The sequence below is a fragment of the Exiguobacterium sp. s91 genome, from assembly GCF_018618915.1.
Classification (GTDB): domain Bacteria; phylum Bacillota; class Bacilli; order Exiguobacteriales; family Exiguobacteriaceae; genus Exiguobacterium_A; species Exiguobacterium_A abrahamii.
In genome coordinates, this window is the sequence record NZ_JACSMZ010000001.1 from 1,982,810 (window position 1) to 2,003,053 (window position 20,244).

Annotated in this window: 19 protein-coding genes; all 19 read right to left on the reverse strand. The window is 45.4% G+C overall.

Going from position 1 to position 20,244, the window contains the following annotated elements:
* Positions 1-70: 70 nt before the first annotated feature.
* The gene (locus KNQ06_RS10350; protein ID WP_023467552.1) at positions 71-1,996 is read right to left on the reverse strand and encodes an LTA synthase family protein; all 1,926 of its coding nucleotides are present in this window, start codon (positions 1,994-1,996) and stop codon (positions 71-73) included.
* Between the two features lie 216 nt (positions 1,997-2,212).
* Positions 2,213-3,163: an ROK family glucokinase gene (locus KNQ06_RS10355; protein WP_035398324.1), complete on the reverse strand. Its 951-nt coding sequence runs from the start codon at positions 3,161-3,163 to the stop codon at positions 2,213-2,215.
* Between the two features lie 83 nt (positions 3,164-3,246).
* Positions 3,247-3,450, reverse strand: coding sequence for a YqgQ family protein (locus tag KNQ06_RS10360; protein ID WP_023467550.1), 204 nt, complete (start codon positions 3,448-3,450; stop codon positions 3,247-3,249).
* Positions 3,434-4,471 (reverse strand): M42 family metallopeptidase, encoded by a 1,038-nt coding sequence (locus tag KNQ06_RS10365; protein ID WP_029341070.1) that lies wholly within the window; start codon positions 4,469-4,471, stop codon positions 3,434-3,436. Before KNQ06_RS10365 ends, KNQ06_RS10360 begins: the two co-directional genes overlap by 17 nt.
* 159 nt (positions 4,472-4,630) lie before the next feature.
* A complete protein-coding gene (locus KNQ06_RS10370; protein WP_023467548.1) occupies positions 4,631-5,140 on the reverse strand; it encodes a GNAT family N-acetyltransferase in 510 nt (169 codons plus the stop codon).
* A 254-nt stretch (positions 5,141-5,394) separates the two neighbouring features.
* Complete coding sequence (locus KNQ06_RS10375) at positions 5,395-6,351, reverse strand: L-lactate dehydrogenase (RefSeq protein WP_029341069.1); 957 nt, start codon at positions 6,349-6,351, stop codon at positions 5,395-5,397.
* A 165-nt stretch (positions 6,352-6,516) separates the two neighbouring features.
* Entirely contained in the window at positions 6,517-7,296 is a 780-nt protein-coding gene (locus tag KNQ06_RS10380) for a DUF92 domain-containing protein (protein WP_029341068.1), read from the reverse strand.
* Positions 7,290-7,835, reverse strand: a complete 546-nt coding sequence (locus tag KNQ06_RS10385) for a 5-formyltetrahydrofolate cyclo-ligase (RefSeq protein WP_029341067.1) — start codon at positions 7,833-7,835, stop codon at positions 7,290-7,292. The genes KNQ06_RS10380 and KNQ06_RS10385 overlap by 7 nt, the downstream gene beginning before the upstream one ends.
* A 57-nt stretch (positions 7,836-7,892) precedes the next feature.
* Positions 7,893-8,042, reverse strand: coding sequence for a 50S ribosomal protein L33 (gene rpmG / locus KNQ06_RS10390; RefSeq protein WP_012369771.1), 150 nt, complete (start codon positions 8,040-8,042; stop codon positions 7,893-7,895).
* A 104-nt stretch (positions 8,043-8,146) separates the two neighbouring features.
* Positions 8,147-10,330 carry a 1,4-alpha-glucan branching protein domain-containing protein gene (locus tag KNQ06_RS10395; RefSeq protein WP_215148138.1) on the reverse strand — a complete coding sequence of 728 codons (2,184 nt, stop codon included), beginning with the start codon at positions 10,328-10,330 and terminating at the stop codon, positions 8,147-8,149.
* 32 nt (positions 10,331-10,362) lie between these two features.
* A complete protein-coding gene (locus KNQ06_RS10400; protein ID WP_050678393.1) occupies positions 10,363-11,088 on the reverse strand; it encodes a DUF4912 domain-containing protein in 726 nt (241 codons plus the stop codon).
* A 107-nt stretch (positions 11,089-11,195) separates the two neighbouring features.
* Complete coding sequence (phoU, locus tag KNQ06_RS10405) at positions 11,196-11,858, reverse strand: phosphate signaling complex protein PhoU (RefSeq protein WP_023467542.1); 663 nt, start codon at positions 11,856-11,858, stop codon at positions 11,196-11,198.
* A gap of 18 nt (positions 11,859-11,876) precedes the next feature.
* A complete protein-coding gene (pstB, locus tag KNQ06_RS10410) occupies positions 11,877-12,653 on the reverse strand; it encodes a phosphate ABC transporter ATP-binding protein PstB (protein WP_053454494.1) in 777 nt (258 codons plus the stop codon).
* Between the two features lie 99 nt (positions 12,654-12,752).
* The gene (gene pstA / locus KNQ06_RS10415) at positions 12,753-13,661 is read right to left on the reverse strand and encodes a phosphate ABC transporter permease PstA (protein ID WP_029341063.1); all 909 of its coding nucleotides are present in this window, start codon (positions 13,659-13,661) and stop codon (positions 12,753-12,755) included.
* Position 13,662: 1 nt separating this feature from the next.
* Positions 13,663-14,604: a phosphate ABC transporter permease subunit PstC gene (pstC, locus tag KNQ06_RS10420; protein ID WP_047396437.1), complete on the reverse strand. Its 942-nt coding sequence runs from the start codon at positions 14,602-14,604 to the stop codon at positions 13,663-13,665.
* Between the two features lie 90 nt (positions 14,605-14,694).
* On the reverse strand, positions 14,695-15,639 hold the full coding sequence (locus KNQ06_RS10425; protein ID WP_047396434.1) for a PstS family phosphate ABC transporter substrate-binding protein: 945 nt from the start codon (positions 15,637-15,639) through the stop codon (positions 14,695-14,697).
* Positions 15,640-15,864: 225 nt separating this feature from the next.
* Complete coding sequence (locus tag KNQ06_RS10430) at positions 15,865-17,937, reverse strand: peptidoglycan D,D-transpeptidase FtsI family protein (protein WP_215148141.1); 2,073 nt, start codon at positions 17,935-17,937, stop codon at positions 15,865-15,867.
* A gap of 135 nt (positions 17,938-18,072) precedes the next feature.
* The gene (locus KNQ06_RS10435; protein WP_064300301.1) at positions 18,073-18,681 is read right to left on the reverse strand and encodes a superoxide dismutase; all 609 of its coding nucleotides are present in this window, start codon (positions 18,679-18,681) and stop codon (positions 18,073-18,075) included.
* Between the two features lie 93 nt (positions 18,682-18,774).
* Positions 18,775-20,235, reverse strand: a complete 1,461-nt coding sequence (locus tag KNQ06_RS10440) for an alpha-amylase (RefSeq protein WP_149426957.1) — start codon at positions 20,233-20,235, stop codon at positions 18,775-18,777.
* Positions 20,236-20,244: the final 9 nt, after the last annotated feature.

The window sequence follows — 20,244 nt, forward strand, 5'->3', positions numbered from 1 at the left end:
GCATCTCTCTTTTTATTTGTCTTTCTACAAAAAAACGAATCCACTCGAAAGTAGATTCGTTTTCTTTATCTTATTTTGAAGTTTGAAGGAAACGGAGCAAGTCACCATAGATGACTTTATCCGAAAGTCCTAACTCCTTCTCGGATTGTTTCGTAGATTGTTTACACATCTCCGCTAACTCTCCATCTTTTACTTCTTCACCCGTCTGACGATCATAACATGTTTCCTGCGTATAGACCGTTTTGTCTGTTATGACGGAACCATCGCGGAACAGCGCATAATCCTTGTGCTGTTTCGAGAAGAGATCGGTACCGAACAATACTTCATTCTTGAAGTCTTGTCCTAACAGATGAAGCAATGTCGGTTTAATGTCGATTTGGCTCGCGACGTCTTCATGTTTGACACCTTTCGTTTGACCCGGTAAATGGATCACGAATGGTACACGTTGCAATTGTGCAACATCATACGGCGTCAACTCATCTTTGTTCATGAGTTCTGCCATCGCAGCATTGTGGTTCGTCGAGATACCATAGTGGTCACCATAGACCATGAAGATCGTATCATCCCACGTACCATCTTTTTTCAGACCCTCGATGAATTTACCGAGTGCCATATCTTGATACGCTAGTGCCTGAACGTAGTGGTTCAGCGTCGTAGAACTTGTCTCAAGCGGTGGTACAAGTTCATCTTCTGGTTTTGGCATCTCAAATGGATAGTGGTTCGTCAATGTGATGAACTTCGAATAGAACGGACGTGGTAAATCTTTCAACATCGGCAATGACTGTTCAAAGAATTTATCATCGAGCAAGCCCCACTCCGTCAAATCTGCTGGATCACCTAAGTCATAATCCGTCTCTGAGAAGAAACGATCGACGCCAAAGCTATTGTAGACGATGTCTCGGTTCCAGAACGATTTGTTGTTTGCATGGAAAACAGCTGAATAATAGCCATCTTCTTTCAACATTTCAGGAGTTGCCCGGAATTCGTTTTCTCCGTTCGTAAAGAATGCTGCACCGCGTCCAAGTGGATAGATCGAGTTTTCGAGAATGAACTCAGCATCTGCCGTTTTCCCTTGTCCTGTGTTGTGATAGAAGTTATCCCATGAATGCGATTCCTTGATCAACTTATTCAGGTTCGGTGTAATCTCTTGTCCGTTTGGTGCCTTTAATCCAACTGCAAAGGATTGTGCCGACTCAAAGGAAACGACGATGACGTTCTTTCCTTTGTACTTTCCGAACATAGCTGGGTTCGGTTCAGCATGTTTTGAATCAATGAAGCTTTGAACTTCCGACAGTTCAGAACTGTCCGCGAGTGCTTTTTGCGCAGATGTCTTCGACTGAATGAGTGCGTCATACATATGGAAGTTAAATGTTCCGATGTTTTTAACGAGCAGTTCTCGGTCAAAGGCACGTGTGAGCAATTCTGGACGTTCTGTCTCAGCGAGTGTCAAGTTTCCAAGGAAAACGACAACTGCTGCAACGAATGCGAGAATCGCGCGTCCACGTGACGCAACGTTTTTTGACATGTCCATTTTCCGTAAGAAGAACGGTAAGATGATCAAGTCACCGACGATTAATAAATCGGACCAATTCAAGAGTGACCCGAGCGATGCAGAAACGGTCTCTGCATTCGATGTTTGGAACAATACCGGCAACGTCAGATAGTCATTAAAGAAGCGGAAGAAAATGATGTCCGCATATAAAATGAGTGTCGCGACGAACAATGTACCGTAGATGAACCATTTTTGAACATTTCCCCGGAAGAAGAAGCTGAACCCGAACATGAAGAGCGCTGAACTAATTGGGTTAATTAGTAGAATGAATGCTTGCGCAGAGTTTGTTACGGGAACGTTGAAGAAAAGTGTATACGCTAAATACGTTTTTAACCAAATCAATAAGGTCGCAATCCAAAAGAGCTTGTGCTCTTTATAGGTGCTGCGAACGCCTTGACCCATCTTTAGGCGCATTCGCGACCAGATGTTTGCGTCTTGCTGCATAAAAACCTGCCTCCTAATTTACATGTGCTTTCTGCTTTCAGTTCACACAACTTACATCATAATTTACATATACCCATATCACGTGAAAATTTTACGCTTAGTTTTACAAAAATGCAACTGGAATCCGGAAGATACTTAACAATCACATAATTACTGTACGTTTGTAAACAAAAAAAAGATTCGCCGAAGCGAACCTTCTACTGAAATTGAATATTATCATTTTTTGAGAAACATCTGCTTCGCAAGCCATGCACAGCCGATGACTCCGGCATCGTTTCCAAGTTCGGCAATCTTGAACGTCGTCGATCCGAAAACACGTGGTAAAGCGAAGCGTTCGAACTGTTTACGCAGTGGTGCAAGCAATGTCTCTCCTGCTTTTGACACACCACCACCGATGACGATGATTTCCGGGTTAATACTGTTCGCTAAGTTGGAGATGGCAAGACCGAGGTGGAACGTCACTTCTTCTACGACTTCCGTTGCGATCCGGTCTCCTTTCTCATACGCTTCGAATACGTCTTTCGCCGTCACTGCCTTGATGTCGTTGAGTAACGTTTCCTTCTCTTTACGCTTCTCAAGACCAAGACGGGCGATCCCTGTTGCTGACGCAATCGTCTCAAGACATCCTTTGCGACCACATCCACATAGAACGCCACCTTCAGGCAACATCGTGATATGACCGATTTCTCCAGCCATTCCGACTGTACCATGCACGATTTGTCCGTTCGTGATCAGACCACCACCGACGCCCGTACCGAGTGTGACAGCAAGGAGTTCTGTTGCCCCACTACCGGCACCTTTCCACATCTCACCGATTGCCGCTGCGTTCGCATCATTTTCAAGCACAGCCGGTAAACCCGTCAAACGTTCGAATTCACCGATCAGTTCAAAGTTATTCCAACCGATATTGACTGCTTTCTCAACGACACCTGTATTAAAATCAATGAATCCCGGCGCACCGATGCCCGCTCCGACGAAATCTTCTGGTCGTTTATTGCTCTCTTGACACTTCTCAAAGAAAGATTTTGCAATATCTCCAGGAATTTGTACGCCATCATTCAAAACGACCGTCTCGATTTCCCACTTTTCTACGATGATCCCTTGCAAATCCAAAATTGCCATCTTGACTGTCGTTCCGCCGATATCAATGCCGAGTAACCATTTCATTGCTTCGTCTCCCCTATACTCATATAATGTCTGCTTCATCATTTTACCGGACATAACCCATTTGCGCAAAGGGTTGCACAATCTTAAATGTTATCGGATTGTGAACGCTTTAATTCATGTCGTAAGATTAGTTTCGCTGAATCGTACTGACGTTGTTCCAAAACGCCCGCTTCTTGTAATTCATCGAGTTCAAGCATCATCATCGCGATATCGGACGCTCGATCCCCAAGATAGATGAATGTCCCGTATGTCTTGAGTAACTGCTGTACGTCATACAGTGTCTTCATCGACCATCGGCTCCTTTACATAGGCATGTAGCAAATCATATGTCGCTTGTAACGACGTCTCATGCGTACGTTCGTACGAATGACTCGATTCGATTCCCGGACCGAACAATCCGTGCCGGACGTCGTGGCCCGCACTTACTGCTGCCGAGGCATCCGAGCTATAGAACGGATAGATATCAACTTTATATGGAATGCTATTACGTTGTGCTAAGCGTGTTAACTGGTGGCGTAAAGCTAAGTCATACGGACCAGAACCATCTTTGGCACAAATGGAGACTGTGAATTCATCGGAGTGTTGCCCCTCTCCTAGTGCTCCCATGTCGACCGCGATGTATTCTGCGACTTCTTCCGTGAATCCAGCATTTCCACCGAATCCGACTTCTTCATAATTTGAAATCAGGATCTGGACCGTGTGTGGTAGTTCGATTGTTTTCCATTCCTTGATCAATTCAAGCAACAAAGCAACAGATGCTTTATCATCGAGATGGCGCGACTTCACGAATCCTGTTTCCGTATAGAGGAATCGCGGATCAAACGTTACGATGTCTCCTACTTCAATCCCCGCGACGCGCGTCTCTTCTGCTGTCGTCGAACGGATATCGAGCCGTACTTCGATATTATCAGCGGATCGTTCCGTTTTGTTCGTCTCGCGCGACGTATGAACACTCGAATGGTGGAACACGATCGTACCTGAAATCGTTTGACCGTCCATCTTGTGAATGAGACAGTTCTCACCTTCGATCGCTGTCCAAGCATATCCCCCCAGTTGTGATAAACGAAGTCGTCCTGTTGGTAAAATTTCTTTCACCATCGCTCCTAGTGTGTCGACGTGTGCCGTCAGTAACCGCGTACGCGTTGAAGCACCAGGTAGTGTCGCTAAAATCGCTCCTTTTTCAAGCTTTCGATACGTGATCCCTTCTGCTACCAATCGCTTTTCTACATATGTAATAGCTTCTTTTGTCGAACCTGTTGGACTCGGAATCGAGACAAGCTCTTCAATCGTACGTATGACTTCTTTCATGTTCATTCGCTCCCTTTCAATCGGACGACGACGTGACATCCGCTTTGTTCTCATGATAACAAATATTCATTCTTTGCCGATACTGATATCCTACGGATACCATGCGAAAAAGCTGTAGCGCTTTTTTGCTACAGCTTCTTTCCACACCATCTCAATAACTTAGACGTACTTCTTCATCCAAATATCATCACGATATGTGCCGTCTTCTAATTTTACGGAATCTGGATCTTCGGCATATACTTCAAAACCGAGCGACTCATAAAGATTTTGTGCGGCTTCGTTCCCTGATAAAACGGCAAGAATGACTTGCTCGACGTCCGGTAACTTCTTCGCTTCCTCGATTAAGGCTTCCATCAGAGCGCGACCAGTACCCCCACGATATTCAGGTGATACGTATACTCCGGAAATCATCGCTTTATGAGATTCACGTGACAATTCATATGGTTTGACCTGACCAAACCCAAACAATGTATCACCGTCGAACATACCAAGCCAAACCTCATCGGAGTCGGGTTCTCCCTCAAGTCCTTCTTGTACTTCGCGGAGCGGGGTTTGCTGTTCATCATCAAACGAATGACCGAATGCATCTGGATGATTTTTTAATCCCTCAAGGCGTAGATTCCAGTATTGTTCTGCATCCTCTTTAGTTAGTTTTCGAAAAGTATACATGACTGTCGGTTCTCTCCTTTTTGGGTATCATGACGTACAAAAAATGACGTAAAAACGCTTCTATCTCTTACTTAACCCTTTTCTAGTAAAATAAAACCTAGATTTTTCTCTTTTTACTACCGGACGAATAGATGTAATTATTAACGTGTTTGTTCTCCACATCAAAAAACTCAAGTGTGGACAATATGAAGCAGGTCCGACACTTGAGTTTTTTGCTACTTTATTTCGTAACACCTTCATCATGATTCGTACGATTATCCTTGTAAGACGGGTTCAAGCGTCTGACGCAATACATCAGCAGAATGATGGAATTTCTTCAACTCTTCATCCGTCAATGAGACTTCAATGATTTCACGCACACCTTGACGATTGATGATGGCAGGAACTCCAATATGGATACCGGAAATTCCATACTGACCATCGACATGCGCACCGACCGTCAACAGACAGTTCTCATTTCCGAGGATGGCACGAACGATACGAACGAGCCCAAGCCCAATCGCATAATAGGTTGCCCCTTTGCGCTCGATAATATGATAAGCAGCATCTCGGACGTTGATGTAGATTTGATCAAGATCTGCTTGAGAATAACGATCGTCTTCAGCAAGTAGTTCATCAATCGTTTTTCCATAAATGCGGCTGTTACTCCAGGCAGCGAATTCCGTATCACCATGTTCGCCAAGAATATAGGCATGGGCATTTCGGGAATCAATGTGAAAGTATTCTCCGAGCATTTGACGCAGGCGCGCTGTATCAAGCACCGTTCCTGATCCAAATACGCGGGATTTCGGAAGACCAGAATATTTCCAGGCAAGATGCGCCATGATATCAACCGGATTAGAAGCCACGACGATGATACCATCAAAACCGGAATCCATGATTTGACGAATCATTTCTTTCATGATCAACGCATTCTTTGCAACGAGATCGAGTCTTGTCTCACCTGGTTTTTGTGGAGCGCCTGCCGTGATGACGACGACTTCCGCTTCTCGGCAGTCCGCGTAGTCTCCAGCCCATATTCGCATCGGTGAAGAGCTAAATGGTGTTCCGTGGTTTAAGTCCATTGCCTCGCCCTCTGCTTTGGCTTTGTTGACATCAATGATGACAAGTTCTTCACAAAGTCCAGCTGTTGACATCTGATAGGCAAAGCTTGAACCGACTGCACCAGCTCCAATGAGGGCTACTCGTGTCACTTTCGCATGTAATTCCATATCGTTATGTCCACCCTTCCATTCGTCCTAAGAGTTTGTTAACTATCTCACAAGTAAATTGTAACATCTTTCACATTCTTTGTATCATGTGAAATTAATCACATTTGTCCATTTTGTGTCATTGATATCCTAACATAAGGAATTACATACTCACATACTTTCCAGTTACCAAAATCGAACGATGATAAACCCGATTCCGCTTGCCAAACCACTCGTTAAGACATTGACAGCATCATTCCCTAAAAATCGAATGCCTGAAACGTAAGCTGTCGGTTGACCATGGTGCTCTCGCTTTTCCGTGTATTCCCCACAAACCGTACATCGGTAAACGCGTTGCCCTACCGCTCCAAATAGTGTATCCAGTAGGCTTCCGAGTACACCGATGCTTGTTACGAGTAAGACGTGTCTTAAAGAAAGAGAAAATATCCAATGCGCTGCTACAGCGATGAACGCAGCTCCTGCGATCGTACCGATCGTTCCAATCAGCGACATCGCTCCACTCGTTCCTGCTGGTACCCGTCGTAACGTTTTGAGAGACCACGGATCACGTCTTGAGAGCGGTCCGATTTCAGATGCCCACGTATCAGCATTCGATGCTGCGATGACGAATAGAAATAACAAGAGATACGCAAAATCCATCGTCATGGCATACGCTAAGGCAGCAACGAACGCTACCCCTCCATTCGCAAGGACTTGCCATCCGTCACGCGCGCCGTCTTTCTCAACGATGGAGTCGACCGATTGTTTTCTAGATCGTCCGACCTTCGATAACAGACTCGAGCTACCAAAGAAGAGTAAGAGTACTACTAATCCTTGCCAACCGAATCCGAATGAGACACCACTACCGACGAGCAGGGTCATGATAGCACCACTTGTCGTCAATAAACGAAAAGATCGTCCGGTCCAAGCAAGCAATAGACAAAACAAAATGGTCGCGCTCAACATCGGATGACCTCTAATTCAGTGACGATCAAGTCAACGGGGATATCAAAGGCTTCCACTTCGAAATCTGGAAGAAGTTGTTCAGAAAAGGCAATCGATACTTTACATCCTGTATATGGCACGAGTGCACGATCGTAATAGCCTCCTCCCCATCCTAAACGATAGCCGTCCCGACGATAGGCGCGACCTGGAACGAGGCAAAGCTCTGCTTGATCAAGTGAGGCGCGACGTGCTGAAGCGATCGGTTCAGCAATCCCCATCTGATTTGCTTGCAGTTGATCTTCTGGTCCATGTTCATAAAAGACCATCTCGTCTCCGACTACTTTTGGTATCAAGACCGTCTTGCCCTCTTGCCACGCTTGTTCAATCAGCATTCTTGTATCACATTCATTTCGAAAAGCTAATGTGATCGCGACACAGGTCGCTTGTTGCCATTCAGGTAGTAACAAGACATGTTCGTGAATCAATCGTTCCTTTTCCGCACGGTTCTCCATCACATCGAGTCGTTCTTTGATCAGACGGCGTACTTCTTGTTTATTCATAGTTGTCTTCCTTTCCACAAAAAAAGCCATCACACGAAGTGACGGCTTCCATCTCAATTATTTCACTTCACGGTGAAGTGTGTGCTTACGGAGACGTGGGTTGTATTTCTTCAACTCAAGACGCTCTGGGTTGTTACGCTTGTTCTTTTTAGTGATATAAGTACGGTCACCAGTTTCAGTGCAAGCTAATGTGATTTTAACGCGCATGGGATTCCCTCCTATCTAGCTCTCGATGTATCAAGTGATTTTGCTTTACATAAGGTTAAGCATACTCAAGTATCGTACCAAGAAAGGAAAGGAATTGCAACTGTTCATCCGTTCTTTTTCGGATTCGTCACGTGTTGATATGGTTTTTCAAGGTTCTCTTCAAAACGCAGCGGCTTCTTTTCGACGTGATACTCTTGTTCCACCCCATGACGTGACTCTTCTCGTTCTAGATAAACGACCGCTGATTGGCGCAACGCATCTCCTTCAAGTCGTTTTAAGGCAACGACCAGACCGCCTGAACGATCAGGTGAACGCTCACTTTCGACATCGTAGACGTTACTGACGAGTGGCAATTCTTTGATCTTAGCGATGGCTTGGGCAGCTGATGCAGTCTCCATGTTGAAGTTGTGGATGACTGCGAAATCAACGATCTTACTCAAGGCTTGCGCTTGACGTAAGAAGGCTAAGTTTAGTGCCGCCAATTGGTTATAGGTCTGAACGAGCGGTAGACCCGTCACTTGCACTCCGTAAACGTGAACACCTTCTTCAAATCGATACGCTTCCGGATGTTCCGTAACGACATAGACATTCTCACCAGCAGCAGCGAGCCGTCGAGCGAGCTCCGAAGCTGGCCGGTCTGACGCATCATATTGTCGGACGAACAATAAGATGGCGTCTGTATTCCAAGATTTCTCACGCTTCACTGTCACATAGTAATCATGTGCTGTCAAAAAGACATCCGGTTCAATATCTGAATCTTGAAGAAAAGGATATTCGCGATATCGATCATCCAACCATTCCACCGTCAGCTCCTCAGCATCCAGTCGACGCTCAGTTTCTTCAAAACGTAAGATGTGCTCACGGAAACGATTCGCAGCATATTGCGCTGTCGTCTGTCCATCGAGGATGAATGGCCAGTCGCTCGAGACAGCAAGGAGGTATTCTCGAATGAGTTGACGCTTCGCTTTGACAGTCAATGCATCTTGATGACGATTTCGAGCTACGACACCTGCTAGTCTCTTCTCAAGCTGATGGAGATGACGAATCATCCAGTCATTCCGTTCGTTGATCCAGACTTCCGCGTAGCCTTTTCGTCCCCACGTTCCCATCGCGACGTGTGCCGTGTCGATGTCTTGGAAGTGACGTTCGAGGAAGATCGCCGGTGAAATCGACTCAATTCCTTGGTCTTCTAAACGTTCCATCGCTTTACCGAGGAAGTCGGGACCTTCAAACCACCAGTGACCGAACAATTCGGCATCAAATGGTGCTGTGACAAGGAATGGTGGGAAGTCTTGTCCTTGATGCGCATCTAAATGTTCACCGAGTGCTTGTGCGAAGTCTGCTGCGTGCTCACTTGTCCGTTGCCATGCCCAATCACGGACGTAATAGTCTTTTTGATCCGTTTCTCCTGTTACGCGATGCAATTTCAACCCTGTATCATAACGTAAGCCCTCTGGGTGCATGAACTCAGCGATTTGATCCCACTCTCGATCGTACGCAAGGTCACGATAAAACTCGCGGTAATCCGGATGACCCGGGTATCCGATGACAGAGCTCCAAATCTTCCCGGAAATGATTTGATCACGCGGGAACAGTGCCACACCGTGCGGCGAATAGACAGGTGCTCCGATTCCGTGTTTCGGTGACGGATCCGCGTTTAAGATTGAATGTTCGTCAACGAATGTATAACGAATGCCCTCTTCGTACAAAATACGGTCAAGTCCTGGCGTATACGCACACTCCGGCATCCAAAGACCAGATGGACGGAATCCGTAATGACGTTCGAAACAGTTCAATCCCGTCTGAATTTCAGAACGTGCCGCTTGTTCAGACAACATGTGCGGACTGAATCCGTGTGTCGCCGTACACGTAATCAAATCGAGATAACCTTGCTCTTTGTAATGACGGAATGCCCGGTTCAAATCTTTTTCCCAGTGAAGGAACGTATTCAATAAATCTTGATAGCGGTCTTGATAGAATAGAAGCGCATCTCGTTCCTTTTGAGCAAGCTCTCGCTCTAGTTCCTGGCGAATCAAACGTAACGTATCCTCGATATGCTCGATATACCGCTCTTGAATCAATGGGTCGGCAAGCATCTCGATGACGGGTGGTGAAATGCTGACCGTCCAGCCGAGCGGACGTGACAAGCGATCGACCTCCCACAATAATGGGATGTAGGTTTCTGAAATCGCTTCATACATCCACCGTTCTTCTAAGCGATGTGCCTCTTCATGACGGATATATGGTAAATGTGCATGTAAGACGAGTGAAAAATATCCTTTTCGCATAGCTTCTCTTCCTTTCCCTCTCTCTAATTCCATTATCGGACGCGATCGAAATAGGAATAAGGACGTAATACTTCGACCCATTCCGGTTGTTCGACCTCTCCGTATTGCCAATGATGCACGACTTCCGCGAACCGTCCGTCCGTGACTGGTTCGTCACGTGGCGTTTCGACTGGTTTTGAACGCAGTACTGGAACAAAGTCCCCGTCGATTGTTTGAATGCCCCATTCAATGATGTATGTAGTATTCGGGGCGACTGGTCGAACGAACCAAGCATTCGTCATTTCTGGTAGCTCGAATTGATACGTCCGATTTGCCTGTCCTTGTTCGTATTCAACAAGCGTGATATCAATGATGCGTAATTCTTTACGGAACGAATCAAACGTCGTGTGATAGTGCGTTTCTAGCAACTGTTTCGACAGTTCAGATAATTCCCAGTAGACGTATAAAGCTGTCGGTGACTGAACGATGGCGTGGAGGATGTCATCCTCGTAATGTGTCGCCATTCCAAACGCGTCGCGTTCTAGCGAAGGTACCACTTGCACAGACGGTACGACGTCTAATACCGGTGCAGTCGACTTTTTCGTCTGCTTGACCGTTTTTGATTTTACTTTCGGTGCTGCTACAGAAGGTTGTTCTGTTAACGATTTACGATATTTAGTCCAAGCATATTTGATTTTCCCTTCAGTCGTATCCAATTGAGCTGCGATTTGTTTTGTTGTCAGCCCTTGTTCTTTCATTTTAATGATTTGCTCAAGCATTCCCAATCACCTCTCTGTCATTATTCACTTCTTTCCTATTCTACAAACGTGTTTCGAATCCCTTTACAAAAAAAGTAGGCAGAGGAAATTCCTCCTGCCTACTTGATTCATCCGTTTAAATCATAATGTTTTCCTTTTTCGAGATAGATCAGATGCTCCCCGACGTTCGTCAAGTGATCACCCATCCGCTCGATGTAGCGGCAAATGTTCGTGAATTGCATGACTTCATCGACGACGATCGGCTGAAGCGACATATGACGCATGTACTGGCGAAGTGCCTTATATGTCGTCTCATCAATGACGTTATCGAGATCAGACAAGGCTTTTGCTTTCTCGACATCTCCGTCACGATAGGCGACGATCGCAGTTTCCGTCATATCCAGTAATGTCTCGAATGCTTCCTTCAACAAAGAGATATCGATGACATACGGGAATGTTTCGACACGAAGAACCGCTTTTGAGATATTCCCCGCGTAATCTGCAATCCGTTCGAGATCCGACGAAATTTTCATCGCGGTGATGATTCGTCGTAAATCTGTCGCAACGGGTTGTTGCTTCGCGATTAATAAAATCGCATCATCGTTGATTTCAAGTTCAAGATCATCGAGTTCATTATCGTTTTCGATGACACTACGCGCGATGTCTTGATCATATTTTTCGAGTGCTTCTGCCGTTGTTGCGATCTGTTGCATCGTCTTACGAGCCAGTAAAAAGACCTTTTGATCGAGTATTGCAAGATTTTCTCCAAAAATCGTACGGTTCGCTGCCATTCGTCTCGTCTCCCCTTCTTATCCGAATCGTCCTGAAATGTAATCTTCCGTCCGTTTGTCACTCGGATTTCCAAAGATCCGGTCTGTTTGATCGAACTCGACGACTTCACCATTCAAGAAGAACGCTGTTTTGTCCGAAACACGTGCAGCCTGTTGCATGTTGTGTGTCACGATGATGATCGAGTAGTCTGATTTCAACTCTTGGACGAGTTCTTCTACTTTTAATGTAGAAATCGGGTCAAGTGCCGATGTCGGCTCATCCATCAAGATGACATCTGGCTCGATTGCAAGGCAACGCGCGATACAAAGACGTTGTTGCTGACCACCAGAAAGACCATAAGCATTTTCGTTCAAACGATCTTTGACTTCATCCCAGATCGCCGCACGGCGTAAACTGCGTTCGACGATCTCGTCGAGGATTTTTTTGTTTTTGACACCGTGGACACGGGGACCATAAGCGATGTTGTCATAAATTGATTTTGGGAATGGATTCGGTTGTTGGAAGACCATCCCGACCGATGTCCGTAATTCTTCGACACCGTATTCTTTATCAAAGATATTGCGTCCGTGATACTCGATTGCACCATTCGTCCGTACGATCGGAACGAGTTCGACCATTCGATTCAATGTTTTGATGAATGTCGATTTCCCGCATCCAGACGGTCCAATGATTGCCGTGACTTCATTTTTCTTAATGTCGAGATTAACATCTTTCAGCGCATGATCGTCACCGTACCATAAGTTTAAGTCTTTGACGTTATAGACGCTCTCACGTGCTGCTACTGGTTGATTCATACGCTCTGTCCCTTCTGTAACGACTGATTTCGTATTCAGCTTCGTATCCATCATCTGTCTTCCTCCTTAAAAGAAATCCCTTCTATCTATCTCGTTCGATTAGTAGCGTTTTGAGAATCGGTTCCGAATCCAGATTGCAAGTGAATTCATCGTCAAGAGGATGACCATTAAGACGATGATTCCTGCCGCTGCAAGTCCTTGGAAGTCCGCTTGTGGACGACTTGTCCAGTTGTAGATTTGAATCGGTAATGCTGTGAATTCTGAGAAAATGCTTTCAGGCGCACGAGCAATGAAAATCGCAGCTCCGACCATGATGAGTGGTGCTGTCTCACCAATTGCTCGAGATACAGCCAAGATGATCCCAGTAATGACACCCGGAAGTGACGCCGGAAGAACGACTTTGAACGTCGTTTGCCATTTCGAAGCACCGAGTGCAAGTGATGCATGACGCATCGCTTGTGGAACGGCACGGATTGCCTCTTGAGACGAGACGATGACGACCGGAAGACTCATCAACGCTAGTGTCAATGCTCCTGCAATCAATGTTGAACCGAAGCCCATGTTACGTACGAAGAACGTCAAACCAAGTAAACCGAAGACGATTGACGGAACACCAGCAAGGTTTGAGATGTTGACTTCGATGAATGAAGTCATCCGACTCTTCTTCGCATATTCTTCTAGATAAATCGCTGCCCCGACACCAATGATGAAAATCATCGGGATGATCAAGAGCATTAAGAAGATGGAGCCCATTAACGCCGGATAAATCCCGGCACGTTCCGAACGACGTGATGGTGCATTTTGTAGAAACTCAAGTGATAACCATGACGCACCGTCACGGATGACGCCGAACAGGAGAATACCTAAGACGACGAGACCAAAGAACAGTCCAGCAAGGAAAATGACTTTTGTGACGTTGTTGACGACGAGTCGCTGGCTAATGGATTTCTTCACCGCGACCGGATCAATGAATTTCTTTGAGACAGGTTGCTTTTCTGGTAAGGCCATCTTAGTACTCCTCTCTGAAGCGGCGTGTGATCCAGTTCGCAAGTAAGTTCATCACTAATGTGAAGACGAACAAGAGTGTACCAACCGCATAGATACTGTAATATTCGACAGTTCCAAATCCAGCATCACCTAAGGCGACCTGAACGATATACGCTGTCATCGTTTGGACTGGCTCGAGTGGATCGATAGCAGCTGTCGGATTCGAACCACCAGCGATCGTTACGATCATCGTCTCACCGATTGCACGTGACATACCGAGTACGATCGATGCAATGATACCTGATAATGCAGCTGGAACGACGACTTTCAATGCAACTTCAAGACGTGTCGAACCGAGTGCAAGCGCACCATCGCGAATTTTTTTCGGAACGGAGCTCATCGCATCCTCAGAAATCGAAGCGATCATTGGAATGATCATGATCCCGACGACGATCCCTGGACTGAGCGCATTGTAAATTTGAATACCTGGAATCAACTTGACAAGCAATGGTGTAACGAACGTCAATGCGAAGAATCCGAAGACGATCGTTGGAACACCTGCTAACACTTCAAGAATTGGTTTTAAGATACGGCGTGCGCGGTCTGACGCGTACTCACTTAAATAAATCGCTGATGTGAGACCGATCGGCACGGCAACTAGCATCGCAATCACGGTAATCTCAAGCGTACCGACGACAAGTGGCCAAATTCCATACTCTGGTTGTGAGTTGAGTGGATACCAGCTCGTACTGCCGAAGAATTCCTTGAACGGAACGACTTCGAAGAAGTGTTCTGTTTCAATGACTAACGTGAGAATGATGCCGATGGTCGTAACGACCGAGACGAACGCACAAAGGAATAACACGATCGGCATGACGCGTTCCATGACGTTTTTCATACTATATTTTTGCTGTCGGTTCTGTTGAATCAGCTCGCGAACCGATTTATTTTGTGTTGAACTCATCCTTCTTCACTCCCTACTCCTTCTTGACATGAGAACGGGACCCAACCGGTACAGACTTCCCCGGTTGGGCCATCCTCATGACTCGATGATTTATTTCATTGCGTCTTCAATTGCTTTTGCGTTTTCATCGTAACGATCTTGTGGCATTTTGATATATCCGACTTCTTCAGCAAGATCACCAGCGTTTTCGTTCGTGAACTGAACGAAGTCAGCGACTTGTTTTTTGTCTTTCATCGATTTGTTATTGATGTACGTGTAGATTTCACGTGATAGTGGATAAGAAAGATCTTTGATCGTTTCTGGTGTTGGATCGACTGCGTCTTTTCCTTCAGCAGAAAGTGGTACTTCCTTCAACTTATCTTTATTCTCAGCGTAGTATGCATAACCGAAATATCCGATTGCGCCTTTCGTTCCTTCAACACCTTTGACGAGAACGTTATCGTCTTCTGATAATTGAACATCTTTACGCATGTCTTTTTTCTCAAGTACTTCCTCAGAGAAGAAGTCGAATGTTCCTGAATCTTTCCCTGGGCTGAAGAATTTCAATGGTTCAGCCGGATAAGAAGAATCGACATCTTTCCAAGTCTTGATGTTCGGGTCGAGCCAGATTTTCTCGAGTTGCTCCATTGAGAGTTCTTTTACCCATGTATTTTCTTTGCTGACTGCGACAGTCAAACCATCATATGCGAGTGCCATTTTCGTGAATTCAATGTTGTTCTTTTTCGCTTCAGCCGCTTCTTCTTCTTTAATTTCACGTGACGCGTTTGAAAGATCTGTTTCACCAACGACGAAGCGTTTGAATCCGCCACCTGTACCAGAAACACCGACTGTGACATCTACGTCAGGTTGTTCCATTGAATATTCTTCACCGACAGCTTCCATGATCGGGAAGACAGTAGAAGAACCGTCGATTGCGATTTTTCCTTTTAAATCAGATGAACTAGCAGAACCGCCTTTATCGTTACCACATGCTGCCCCCACTACTGCGATTGATGCTACCGTTGTGATGAGTGCTGTTTTTTTCATCCAAGACATGATTAATTTTCCTCCTCGAAAGTATGTCGCTGACGATGCTACGACTTTTTATCCGTTTTCCTTACAAGACTTATACTACGGATGAACTATTAAAACGAAATGAATCCAACGTAAAAGAATTGTAAAGGCGTGTTTTTTAGTGTTTACAATTCGAAATCCATTAGAAAAAAAGGTCAATGCAAACAAAAAAACGAGAGTGATTGCTCACTCTCGTTTTCCATCTAGTTAATTTGGCTTAGTTTGCCATGGTACGTCCTTCACATTGAAATACGCTTTGACAAGATCGTGACCAATTTTTGAGTTGACGGTTTCTTGTTCCATATAAGGAAGGAACACGGCCCATGCCATCTCTGGATTATCGTACGGTGCCCAGCCGACAAGGTTCGAGTTCAATGAACGAACTGGTTGTCCACTTCCATCACGTAAGGCGATTCCATCGTCACCATAGACACTAACCTGCGCTGTACCTGTTTTCGCAGCTGCATCAATACCGGTTTGTGCGATGATTTTTGCTGTACCACGCTCTCCTTTGACAACGCGATGTAATCCTTCACGAACATGATCAATGTTATCTTGACTGACTTCAATTCGATTCAAATAATTCGTCTTAAAGCTATAATCAACTTGTTTTGTCCCTTTTTCAATCGAATTCGACGCGAGAACTTCTTTTAAGAAGTGCGGCTGAACACGATAGCCACCGTTGGCAAGTGTTGAAATATATTGTGCGACTTGTAGCGGTGTAAAGGCATCATATTGTCCGATGACTCGGTCCATGAGTAAAGTGACACGGTCAGGTGTTCCTTGCACACCTTTTGCTTCGTACGGTAAATCTACACCCGTCGTCACTCCAAGCCCGAACTGACTGTAGTAATTCTGCATGATAGCAGCTGCTCCGTCCACACTCGCTCCGGCAATACCGTTACTTGGGTACTTCGCCATCCGCATTGCAATGTTGAACATATAAACGTTTGATGAACGCTCAAGTGCTGTTAAATCCGTAATTGGACCCATGTTGACATACGATCCTTTTTTCGTACCACCAATCGTGATCGGTGTATCGTTGATGACTTCGTTTTGACGAATAACACCCTCTTCGAGTCCCATCGCAACCGTTGCGCCTTTGATCGTCGAACCGATTTGAAGCGACGTCAATACATTATTGATTGCGACATCTGAGAACTTACCGGTTGCTGGATCCAACTTTTGACCAGACATCGCAAGAATCTCACCTGTCTGTGGATTCATGACGACGGCGTAACCTTCTTTTAGATAACGACTACCCATGCCACGTCCCATTTTAATGGCTTGTTGCATGATTTGGTCGACTTGTTTGTTGTATTCCGCATCCACGGTCAGAACGAGATCTTTACCGGACTCGCCTTCCTCGCGTTTTGGATCACCGACCGGCTCTCCATTGAACGTCTCATACACATCGTACGCTGGTTTCCCGCGCAGAAGATCTTCATACTGTTGTTCAAGGAATGATGTTCCGACACGGTCATTCAAGCTGTAACCTTTTGCTTTGAACTCAGCTTGTTGTTCTGCTGGAATCTTCGAGTACTTCCCGAAGATGTTCCGAAGTGTTCCTTCATATGGATAAGAACGCTCGTAGAACGGTTCCACCGATACACCCTTTAAATCTTCTAGATTTTCATCGATGATCGCCATCTCTTTTGCGGAAGCACCGAGTTTGACGAGTTGCGGATCAAGTGCGTATCCGACTTCCATGTTATGTTTGATCGCAATGACTTCCATCGTTTGATCGTCATAATCGATATCGTCTTTCGTAATCGCATCTAATCGGATTTGATCCTGTTCTGCGATTGATAGTTTACTTTGTGCCTCTGCTGAAGGATATTTCTGTTTGACGGCTTCTTGATAACGACGATCAGACTCTTTCATGTTCGTCGCGATCCAGAAATCCTTAATATCACGTTCTGTGACTTTCCAATCTTTTTTAGGTAGATCAATGATTGCTGCAAGACGCTGTGCAATCTCAATGCGTTCATCGACTTTCGTCGTTTGTGCTCGACGGTAGACGATCGAGTATTTAGAAATCGTATCAACCAAAAGACGACCATCCCGGTCATAAATCTTTCCGCGTGGCACTTCATATTTTGATGCGATCATTTCTGTTTTTTGAACTTCCCGCGAAATTTTCTCACCATTGACGATTTGCACGACTCCTAAACGGAAAATCAAAATCGCAAACAATAAAAAAACGACGAAGAACATTAAATTCAGACGAAGCGGCAGATGATTACGCCGTCTTCCTCGTACGGTAATTCGTTTAGCCATGGCGTACTCCCCTATCGTTCAAAAGTCATCTTGTTTCATTATATAGAAGGAAACTTTCCATAACAACCTATCCCATCATTTTCCGCATTAAAAAAAGCGTATCGTTCACAATTGAACGATACGCTAGTTTTCACATTACTTCGCGTCAGCGTAAAGCTTCGCTACGTGATCCCAATCAACGACGTTGAAGAACGCATTGATGTAATCAGGACGACGGTTTTGGTAGTTGAGATAGTATGCGTGTTCCCAAACATCAAGACCGAGGATTGGTGTTTTGCCTTCCATGACTGGTGTATCTTGGTTTGGTGTCGAAACGACCGCCAATTTTCCACCGTCAACGATTAACCAAGCCCAACCTGAACCAAAACGAGTTGTTGCTGCTTTCGCGAATGCATCTTTGAATGCATCGAATGATCCGAATGCTTCGTCGATTGCTGTCGCGAGTTCGCCTGTTGGAGCAGCGCCATCGTTCTTCTTCAACAGTTTCCAGAAGAATGAGTGGTTCCAGTGACCGCCACCGTTGTTACGGACTGCAGTTTGAATGTTTGCTGGGAGAGCATCCAAGTTTTGAAGAAGTTCTTCAAGTGACTTTCCTTCATGTTCTGTACCCTCAAGCGCCGCATTCACGTTCGTGACATACGTGTTGTGGTGTTTCGTGTGGTGAATCTCCATCGTACGAGCATCGATATGTGGCTCAAGCGCATCATAAGCGTAGCCGAGTTCTGGTAATTCAAATTTTGACATGTTCATGTCCCCCTTTGTGCTATTTTCGAAAACTTCAATACCCTTTAAGACTAGCAAAAGAACCTGTGTTGACGCAAGTCAAGACCCTCGGATTTACTTGACTTCTCGTGGAGCAAAAACTGAGACACCACCACCTGGAACTGGGAAGACACCAAATCCTTCATCGTCGATCACGACAGGGTGATCTTGATGGTTCGTATAGTCGAACCATTCTTGGCCTGCCCGTTCTTCACCAACGAACATCCGTTTTTCACACATATCGGCATTCGACAATAAGACCGCACAGCCAGAGTTCTCAATTTCCTCAACTCCACGACGAACCCAACCGACACAATGTGGATCATCGAGATAATCTTCTTGCTCACCATATGCTTTGTGATACCGTGCATAGAGTAAAGCATCGATCATTTCTTTTTTCCCTTCTACCGGATGTGGTCCTTGCACTCCATAATAGTCACCGTAGAAGACACATGGGTAACCGTCTTTACGAAGTAAAATCGCCGCGTAAGCGTGTTGTTTGAACCAGTCATCCACCCACGACTCAAGTGATTCCCCCGGTTGAGAATCGTGATTGTCGACGAACGTGACGGCATTCGTCGGGTGTGATTCGACAAGGGTATCTGCAAACAATGTCGTCATATCAAACTCCTGTCCCAGCTTCGAAGCTTCATGGAACTTATAATGAAGCGGAACATCGAACAAATCGATCGTATAGTCGACGCTATCAAGGAAATGACGACAATCATCGAGATCTGATTTCCAGAACTCACCGACCATATAGAAGTCACCTTCACTTTTTTCAATCATTGATTTTGCGAATTCATGAACGAATTCATAGTTGATATGTTTGATGGCATCGAGTCGGAAACCTTGGCAATCAATTGTTTCTTGGAACCAATGTCCCCAGCGGATCATTTCTTCTCGGACTTCCGGGTGATTATAATCGATGTTCGCGAACATCAAATAGTCATAGTTTCCGAATTCATCATCGACTTGATCATTCCAATCTTTATTTTTACCGGAAATTTTAAAGACACCCGTCTTTTCTTCACGGGCATCAAAATCCGTTCCATTGAAAAATTCATGTGTCCAGATGAAATCTGAATATTTTCCGTTACGTCCTGGGAACGTAAACTTCGTCCAAGCTTCGATTTCAAACTCTTCTGAAATTTCTTTCGAACGATCTTCCGGATGGACTTCGACGACATTGATCGTCTCGAGTTCATCGGCTGCTGCTTTATGGTTCATGACGACATCAGCGTAAACAGCGATATCGTTCTCCCGAGCAACCTGGATCGCTTCGACGAGTTCATCTTTCGTACCGTATTTCGTACGGACCGTTCCTTTTTGATCAAATTCGCCTAAATCATAGACGTCATAGATGCCATATCCTGTATCTTCATCCGATTGACCTTTTGACGCCGGTGGAATCCACACGGACGTGATGCCGGCAGCACGTAATTCAGGCGCCCGCTCTTTCAAGCGTTGCCAGTGCTTCCCATCATTCTCTACATGCCACTCAAAAAACTGCATCATCGTATGGTTACGTTCCATCTCTCTTCG